Raw genomic sequence first — 7,576 nt, 5'->3', positions numbered from 1 at the left:
CCCGGGCGGCCGCCAACCCCCACCCCCCCCCCGCCGGGGCGCGGGGGGCGCGGGCCGGGGGGGGGGGCCCCCCCCCGGCCCGCCCGGGCCCCCCCCCCCCGTTGTCGGGGGGGGCGCGGCCCGCGACACGTCCGGCGGCGTCCCCCGGTTTCCCGTCCGGAGGCCCCGCCGCACGCCCGCGCTACGACACGCCGAGCTCGTCGATGAACCGGAAGACCTCGTCGGCGCTGGCCGCCTCCAGCCGGTCACTCACCGACTCCGCGCCCTCCTCCGCCGGGCCGGCGTCCTCGTCGAGGCCCGCGAGCAGACCGCGCAGCCGCATGGCGACCCGCAGGCGCAGCGCGGTGTCGTCCGCGGTGGCCGTCAGCGCCTCGGTCAGCTGGTCGATGGTGGCCAGCACGCTCTCCGGGGTCGCGCCGCCGCCCGTCACCAGGCCCTCCAGCAGCAGTCCGGCCACCGCCGCCGGGGTCGGCCGGTCGAAGACCAGCGTCGCCGGCAGGGACAGGCCGGTGGCGGCGGTCAGCCGGTTGCGCAGATCGACCGCGGTCAGCGAGTCGAACCCGAACTCCTTGAACGGGCGGCGGGCCTCGACCGCGTCCGGGCCGTCGTGCCCGAGGACGGCGGCGGCGTGCCCGCGCACCAGGTCGAGCGCGATCTGCTCGTGCTCGTGCGGGGGTGCGGCGGCCAGCTGCTCGCGCAGCGCCGCACCGGCGTCGGCCGGCGGGGCGGCCTCGGCGGTCGCCCGCAGGGCCCGGACGTCCGGCAGGTCGGCGATCAGCGGGCGGGACCTCGCGAAGCCGAAGGCCGGGGCGAAGACCGACCAGTCGACGTCGGCGACCGCGAGGAAGGTCTCCCCCGCCCCGGCGGCCTGCCGCATCGCGGTGATCGCGGCCTCGGGGGACATGCCCCGGAAGCCGCGCCGGCGCATGTACTCCTCGCCGCCGGTCGCCTCGGCCATCCCGCCGCCGTCCCACAGCCCCCAGGCCACCGAGGTGACCGGCAGGCCACGCTCGCGGGCCTGCTCGGCCAGCACGTCGAGGGCGGCGTTGGCCGCGCCGTAGGTGCCCTGGCGGGCGCTGCCCCAGACGCCCGAGTTGGACGAGAACAGCACCGCCTGCTCCAGGTGCGCCGGGTCGAGCAGGTCGAGCAGGTGGACCGCGCCCTCGACCTTGCCGGAGCTCACCTCCGCCAGCTCGGCCGCGGTCGCGTCGGCGAGCAGGCCGGGGCTGAGCGTGCCGGCGGCGTGGACCAGGGCAGTGACCGGCCCGGGCAGACCGGCCAGCAGCTCGGCGACCTGCGTCCGGTCGGCGGTGTCGCAGGCGGCGACGGTCACCCGCGCGCCGAGCGCGGTCAGCTCCTCGCGCAGGTCCACGGCGCCGGGGGCGGCCTCGCCCCGGCGGCTGGTGAGCACGACGTGGTCGGCGCCGGACCCGGCGGCCCACCGGGCCACGTGCGCGCCGAGCGCGCCGGTGCCCCCGGTGATCAGCACGGTGCCGCGCGGCTCCCACAGCGGTGCGGCCGGGTCGGCCGGCGCGGGCAGCAGGCGGCGGGCCAGCACACCGCCGGTGCGGACGGCCACCTGGTCCTCGTCGTCGAGGCCGGCGAGGACGGCCGCCGTCCGGCCCGCGGAGCGGGCGTCCAGCGTGGCGGGCAAGTCGAGCACGCCGCCCCAGGCCTCCGGGTGCTCCAGGGCGAAGGTGCGGGCCAGCGCCCAGACCTGCGCGGGGGCGAGCCGGGGCGCCGGGTCGCCGGGGACGGCGGCGACCGCGCCCCGGGTGAGGATCCACAGCGCGGTGTCCACGCCGCCGATCTCCCGGAACAGCGCGAGCGTGTCGAGGAGCCCCCGCTCGTCGTCGCCGAGCGCCAGCAGCGACACGACGCCCCGGTAGGGCCCGGCGGCCAGGGTCGCCCGGTCGACGGCCGTGCTGTGCTCGACCTCGGCGCCGGCGGCGGCCAGCAGGTCCGTCACCTCGCCGGGGTCGACGTCGGCCGGGTGGAGGACCAGCCAGGTGCCCGACAGCCGGCCCGGCTCCGGCTCCGGCAGGGACCTGAACGCGATCCGGAACCGCCAGGCGTCCAGCTGCGAGCGCTCCTGGCGACCGCGGCGCCAGCCGGCGAGCGCGGGCAGCACGGGCGTGAGGGCGCCGGGATCGACGCCCAGGGTCTTGCCGAGCAGCGCCGCGTCCGCCGTCTCGACCGCGTTCCAGAACTCGTCGTCCGGGTCGTCGGCGGCCACGCCGGGCTCGTCGGCCAGCCAGTAGCGCTGGTGCTGGAAGGCGTAGGTGGGGACCCCGGGCGCCCGGCGGCCTCCGGCGAGCAGCGCGGCCCAGTCGACCGGCACGCCGGCCACCCACGCCTCGGCGAGGGTCCGGACCTGGCGGCCGGGACCGTCCTCGTCACGGCGGAGCGTGCCGGCCACGGCCGCCTCGCCCGGACCGGCGACGTCCTGGATGCTGGCGGTGAGCACCGGGTGCGGGCTGACCTCGACGAAGTGCCGGTAGCCGTCGGCGAGCAGGCGCCCCACGGTCGCGGCGAACCGGACCGGCTGCCGCAGGTTGTCGTACCAGTAGTCGGCGCCGTCCTCGGGCGTCATGGGCTCGGCCCGGACGGTCGAGTACCAGGGCACCCGGCCGGCGCCGATGCGCACCGGGGCGAGCCCCTCCAGCACGCGGTCACGGAGGACCTCGACCTGGACGGAGTGGCCGGCGGCACTGGACTTGACCCGGCGTGCCCGCACGCCCTCCGCCTCGTAGCGGGCGGCCAGCTCGTCGACCGCGTCGGACTCGCCAGCCACGATCACCGAGGCCGGTCCGTTCACCGCGGCGATCTCCAGCCGGATCCGCCCCCGGCCGTCCTCGTACTCGGCGATCCGGGCGGCCACGTCGGCCTCGGCCGCGGCGACCGAGAGCATGGCGCCGGCGCCGGCGATCGCCATCAGCTCCCGGCTGCGCAGCGCGACGATCCGGGCCGCGTCGGCGAGGGTGAGCGCACCGGCGACGCAGGCCGCCGCGATCTCGCCCTGGGAGTGCCCGACGACCGCCGCCGGGGTGACGCCGTGCGCGTCCCACCAGGCCGCCAGCGAGACCATCACGGAGAACAGCACCGGCTGGACGACGTCGAGCCGGCCGAGCGGCGGGGTCCCCGGCTCCTGGCGGAGCACCGCCTCCACCGACCAGTCCAGGTAGGCGCCGAGGGCGGCGTCGCACTCGCGCAGGCGGGTGGCGAAGGCCGGGGAGCTCTCCAGCAGCCCCGCGGCCATGCCCTCCCACTGGCCGCCCTGGCCGGGGAAGACGAGGACCACGCCGCCGGGGGGCCCGGCCACTCCGGCGACGACCCCGGCCGCGGGCCGCCCGTCGGCCAGCGCGGCCAGCGCGGGTCCGTCCAGCGCGACGGCGCGGTGCTCCAGCCGGGCCCGGCCGGCGAGGGTGTGCGCGACGTCGGTCAGCGGCAGGCCGGGCCGCTCGCGCAGGAACGCGGCCAGTCGGCGGGCCTGCGCGGCCGGCACGCCCCGGTCGCGGCCGGAGAGCAGCAGCGGGACGACCGGCAGCTCCGGGTTCTCCGGCGCGGGCGGCACGGACGGCGCCTGCTCCAGCACGACGTGGGCGTTGGTGCCGCTGATGCCGAAGGAGGAGACGGCGGCGCGGCGCGGCCGGCCGGTCTCGGGCCAGGACCGCTCGGCGTCCAGCAGCGCGACGGCGCCGGACTCCCAGTCGATGTGCGGGGAGGGGGCGTCGATGTGCAGGCTGCGGGGCAGCAGCCCGTGGTCGAGCGAGAGGATCATCTTGATCAGTCCGGCGACGCCGGCGGCGGCCTGGGTGTGGCCGAGGTTGGACTTCACCGAGCCGAGCCAGAGCGGCGCGTCGCCGTCGCGGTCCTGGCCGTACGTGGCCAGCAGGGCCTGGGCCTCGATCGGGTCGCCCAGCCGGGTGCCGGTGCCGTGCGCCTCGACCGCGTCGACGTCCTGCGGCGTCAGACCGGCGTTGGCCAGCGCGGCCCGGATGACCCGCTGCTGGGAGGGGCCGTTGGGCGCGGTCAGGCCGTTCGAGGCGCCGTCCTGGTTGACCGCCGTGCCCCGGACGACCGCCAGCACGGGGTGGCCCAGGCGCAGGGCGTCGGAGAGGCGCGCGACCAGCAGCACGCCCGCCCCCTCCGACCAGGTGGCCCCGTCGGCGGCGGCGGAGAACGGCTTGCACCGGCCGTCGGCGGCCGAACCGCCCTGCCGGGCGACCTCGACGAAGGTGCTGGGGTTCGCCATCACCGAGACGCCGCCGGCCAGCGCGAGTTCGCACTCGCCCCGGCGCAGGGACTCCGCGGCCAGGTGCAGCGCGACCAGCGAGGAGGAGCAGGCGGTGTCGACGGTGAGCGCCGGGCCCTCCAGACCGAAGACGTAGGAGACGCGGCCGGACGCCACGCTGCCGGAGACACCGGTCGCGCGGTAGCCCTCGACGCCCTCGGGCAGCGTCGACAGGCCGGTGCCGTAGTCGTGGTACATCAGGCCGGTGAAGACGCCGGTCCGGGAGCCGCGCAGCCCGGTCGGGTCGAGGCCGGCACGTTCGAACGCCTCCCACGAGGTCTCCAGCAGCAGCCGCTGCTGCGGGTCCATCGCGAGGGCCTCGCGCGGGGAGATGCCGAACAGGCCGGCGTCGAACTCGCCGGCGTCGTGCAGGAAGCCGCCCTGCCGGGTGAAGTGGTAGCCGCCGAAGTCCCAGCCACGGTCGGTGGGGAAGCCGGAGATCGCGTCGCCGCCGTCGCGCAGCAGCTGCCAGAGGTCCTCGGGGGTGCGCACCCCGCCGGGGAAGCGGCAGGCCATGCCGATGACGGCGATCGGCTCGTCGGTGCGCACCGGGCCGGTCCGCTCCGGCGCCGCGTCCGCCGTCCGGTCGGAACCGAGCGCCCGGTCGAGCAGGTAGCGGGCGATGGCACGGGCGTTGGGGTAGTCGAACGCGAGCGTCGCCGGCAGCGTCAGGCCGGTGGCGGGCTGCAGGCGGTTGCGCAGCTCGACCGCGGTCAGCGAGTCGAAGCCCAGGTCGCGCAGCGCCCGGTTGCCGTCGATCGCGCTGCCCGCGGCGAACCCCAGGACGGCGGCGATCGTGCCGCGGACCAGTTCGGTGGCGGTCTGCTCGCGCTCCGCCTCGGGCAGGCCGGCGAGCCGCCGGGCGAACGTGCCCGGGCCGTCGGCGGTGGCGGCCCGGCGCGGGCCGGTCCGGACCAGCCCGGACAGGACGGGTGGGAGCAGCCCGCCCTCGGCGGTGGTCCGCAGCGCGGGCAGGCTCAGCGCGACCGGCACGGCCAGCGCGGTGTCGGCGCGCAGGGCCGCGTCGAACAGCGCCAGGCCCTGCCCGACCTCCAGCGGCAGGATGCCGCCGCGCCGCAGCCGGCGCCGGTCGGCGTCGGTGAGGTTGCCGGCCATGCCCTCGTCGGTGTCCCACAGGCCCCAGGCCAGCGAGGTCGCCGGCAGGCCCCGGGCCCGCCGGAAGGCCGCGAACGCGTCGGTGAACGTGTTGGCGGCGGCGTAGTTGGCCTGCCCGGCGTTGCCGAGGACGCCGGCGGCCGAGGAGAACAGCACGAACGCGGCGAGCGGCCGGCCGGCCGTGGCCTCGTGCAGGTTGCGGACGGCGTCCGTCTTGGGGCGCAGGACGGCGTCCAGCCGGTCGGGGGTGAGGTCGGCCAGCAGCCCGTCGTCGAGCACCCCGGCGGTGTGGACGACGGCGGTGACCGGCACGCCGCTCAGCGCGGCCTCGACGGCCGCCCGGTCGGTGACGTCGCAGGCGACCGCGCGCACCTGCGCACCGTCGAGGTCGAGGCTGCCGCCGGAGCGGGACAGCAGCAGCAGGTCGCGGACCCCGTGGGCGGCGACCAGGTGACGGGCGATCAGGCGGCCGAGCGTGCCGGTGGCGCCGGTGACCACCACCGTGCCGGCGGTCAGGTCGGGGAGTTCGCCGTCCGGTCCGGCGTGCCGGACGATCCGGGGCACCACGATCCGGTCGCCGCGCACCGCCGCCTGGGGGTGTCCGGCGGCGAGCACGTCCGGGATCCGGTCCGCGGTCGGGGCGTCGACGACGGTGAGGCGGCCGGGGTGCTCGTTCTGTGCGGAGCGGACCAGCCCCCAGGCGGCCGCCGAGAGCAGTCCGGGCACGGCGTCCCCGGGGTCCGCGGCGATCGCGCCGTCGGTGTGCACGACCAGGTGGGTGTCGGACCGGCGTTCGTCGCCGAGGAACCGCTGGAGGGTCTCCAGCAGCTGTCCGGTGCGGCTGCGCACCGCGTCGGCGTCCGGGGCGGCGCCCGGGTCGGCGGTGGTCGCGGGGTCGGCGCCCGGGGCGGGGGCGGTCGCGGTGCAGTCCAGCACCAGGACCTCGCCGGGGTCGGCGGGGAGCGCGTCGCCGAGCGTGATCGTGGGCAGCGCGCCCGCCGCGCCCGCCGGCACGCCGGCGTCCGTCCAGTCCAGCGTGTAGAGCGGGGCGTCGGGTGCGGCGCCGGTCCGGTCGGCCGTGACCGGCCGGACCGCGAGCGCGTCGACGTCGAGGACGGGGAGCCCCGCCTCGTCGGCGGCGTGCAGCCGGACCGTCTCGGCTCCCTCGCCCGCGGTGAGCCGGACCCGCAGGGAGCGGGCACCGACGGCGTGCAGGCGGACGCCGTTGAAGGCGAACGGCAGCCGGGCCGCGCCGTCCTCACCGGGCACCAGACCACCGGCGGCCAGCGCGTGCAGGCAGGCGTCGAGCAGCGCCGGGTGGAGCCCGAAGCCGCCGGGGTCGGCGTCGCCCCCGGTGCCGAGGGCGACCTCGGCGAGGATCTCGCCGTCGCGGCGCCACACCTGGCGCAGGCCCCGGAACACGGGACCGTAGACCAGGCCGGTGTCCGCCAGCGCGGCGTAGAGGTTCTCGGCGTCGACCGGCTCGGCGTCGCGCGGCGGCCACGGCAGGTCGGCCGGCGGGTCAGCCGGCGGCGGTACCGGTGCCGAGCCGGCCGGGCGGAGGGTGCCGGTGGCGTGGGTCGTCCAGGGGTGTTCCCCGTCGGGGCGGGAGTGGACGGTGACCGTGCGGCCCCCGCCCTCCCGCCCGGTCGCGGCGACGGTGACGCGCAGGTCCGCCCCGCCGGCCTCGGGCAGCGCCAGCGGGGCCTGGAGCAGGAGCTCCTCGACGACCGGGGCGTCGGTGAACTCTCCGGCGGCGAGGACCAGTTCGACCAGTGCCGCGCCGGGGACCAGGACGGTGCCGAGCACGTCGTGGTCGACGAGCCAGGGCTGGGTGCGCCGGGAGAGGTGCCCGGTGAAGACGACGGTGTCGGAGTCGGGCAGCCGGACGGCCGCCGCGAGCAGCGGGTGGCCGGTGCCGTCCAGGCCGGCCCCGGCGAGGTCGCCCGTGCCGGGCTCGGAGGCGAGCCAGTAGTGCTGCCGCTGGAAGGGGTAGGTCGGCAGGTCGGGCAGGCGGCGGCCGTCGGTGGGCCAGGCCCGCCAGTCGACCTCGGCGCCGCGGACCCACGCCTCGCCGAGCGCGCGGATCTGCCCGGCCGGGCCGTCCTCGCCCCGGCGCAGCGTCCCCCACACCCCCGCGTCCGGAGCGCACTGCTCCAGCGCCAC

General features: G+C 78.4%; 1 protein-coding gene. It reads right to left on the bottom strand.

Annotated elements, in window-relative coordinates:
• Positions 1 to 181 precede the first annotated feature (181 nt).
• The gene (locus ACFWIC_RS31755) at positions 182 to 7,543 is read right to left on the bottom strand and encodes a type I polyketide synthase (protein WP_380520607.1); all 7,362 of its coding nucleotides are present in this window, start codon (positions 7,541 to 7,543) and stop codon (positions 182 to 184) included.
• Positions 7,544 to 7,576: the final 33 nt, after the last annotated feature.

Origin of the sequence: Kitasatospora sp. NPDC127035 (assembly GCF_042726075.1) — a bacterium.
Lineage (GTDB): Bacteria > Actinomycetota > Actinomycetes > Streptomycetales > Streptomycetaceae > Kitasatospora.
The sequence above is the reverse complement of the archived record's forward strand: the minus strand, read 5'-3'. Positions and strand labels throughout refer to the sequence as shown.